Consider the following 923-nt stretch of genomic DNA (forward strand, 5'->3'; position numbering starts at 1 on the left):
GGCGGTGCGCCAGGCCCTGCCGCTGGACGCGCGGGCGGCGGACGCCGGCCGGGCGCCCCTGCGGGTGCTGGTGACGGAGGACGACCCCGTCTACCGCAAGCTGCTGCGGCTGGCGCTGACCCCCTTCCGCTTCGAGCTGATGGAAGCGGAGGACGGCATGGCCGCGCTGGAGCTGGCGCGGCGGCGGCGGCCGGACGTGGTGGTGGCGGACGTGCTGATGCCCCGGCTGGATGGCTTCCGGCTGTGCCTGGCGCTGCGCCAGGACCCGAAGCTCGCGCGCGTGCCGGTCATCCTCACGCACGCCACCGCGCCGGACGAGCTGGACCTGCGCATGGCCGCCAACGTGGGGGCCAACGGCTTCGTGCGGCGCGCGCAGGGGGATGACGAGCTGGTGGCGACGCTGCTGCGCGAGTCGCGCGCGGAGGGGCCGCTGCCCGCGCCCGTGCCCGGCGAGCTGTCCACGGAGCCGCACCTGTATTCGATGGTGCGGCAGCTGGAGCGGCGCGTGGGGCTGCTGGAGCAGGCCGAGCGCAGCGCGCGAGAGAGCGAGGAGCGCTACCGGCTGGTGGTGTCCGGCTCCTACGACGGCGTGTGGGACTGGGACGTGCGCGACCAGCGCATGTACTGGAGCCCGCGCCTGCTGGAGATGCTGGGGATGAAGCCGGAGGACTTCCCCGGCACCTCCGAGGCGTTCCTCGCGCGGGTGCACCCGGAGGACCGGGACGAGGTGGCGTCCGCGCTGGCGCGGCACCTGGAGCAGGGCACGCCCTACGACGTGTCCTTCCGGCTGAGGCACGAGGCCGGGGGCTACCGCTCGTGCGTGAGCCGGGGCCGGGCCCTGCGCGACGCGCAGGGGCGGCCCGTGCGCATGGCGGGCATCATCGGCGACGTGACGGAGCAGCTGCGGCTGTACCGCGAGGCGC

The 923-nt window shown here is 75.5% G+C and carries 1 protein-coding gene; it reads left to right on the plus strand.

The annotated features are described in order from the left end of the window. Positions 1–923, plus strand: a 923-nt coding sequence (locus ACLEQD_RS44355) for a PAS domain-containing protein (RefSeq protein ID WP_410391926.1), incomplete at both ends; no start/stop codon positions are given.

This window comes from Corallococcus sp. 4LFB, from assembly GCF_046520365.1.
GTDB classification, from domain to species: domain Bacteria; phylum Myxococcota; class Myxococcia; order Myxococcales; family Myxococcaceae; genus Corallococcus; species Corallococcus caeni.